We start from the raw sequence: 502 nt of genomic DNA on the forward strand, positions 1-502 counted from the left end.
CACGACACCGGGTATCACAGCTGGCGGCACATCATGTGGTCGCGGTGGCCGTCGGTGGGACCGCCGCCGCATTTCGATTCCGCGGAGGAGTACGAGTCGATCGTCGGCGCCATGATCGGAACCGGTGCCGCCATGGACCGGGGAATGATCTACTGGCACGTCCGGCTCTCCGACAAGCAGCCGACCATCGAGGTCAGGATCGCGGACGTCGCCATGACCGCGGCGCACGCGGCGCTCTACGCGGTGGTGGTAGAAGCCCTACCAGCTCCTCGCTCACGTGCGTGACCCGATCCCTGCAGGCCCGGGGCGCGATCTGAAGGAAGACTCCGAGTATGTCCGGCACGGGACCTGTTCGATCTTCTGCTGGACCAGAGCCTCTGGCCGGATGGCGGCGTGCCGATGCCCAGCCCCGGCGCACCAAGATCGACTGGGCCCGGCAGGTCAAAGAGCTACTGTGCGTGGACTACCCGGACGCGGAGACGGTGGTGCTGGTGATGGACAA

At 66.5% G+C, this 502-nt stretch carries 1 protein-coding gene; it reads left to right on the forward strand.

Annotated features, from left to right (window positions below; translation table 11 throughout):
• Nucleotides 1-285: glutamate-cysteine ligase family protein (locus P3H15_RS55040; protein ID WP_276144951.1), on the forward strand; the 285-nt coding region annotated here is incomplete at its 5' end.
• Nucleotides 286-502 lie beyond the last annotated feature (217 nt).

The organism is Rhodococcus sp. T2V (assembly GCF_029269925.1).
GTDB lineage: Bacteria > Actinomycetota > Actinomycetes > Mycobacteriales > Mycobacteriaceae > Rhodococcus_F > Rhodococcus_F koreensis.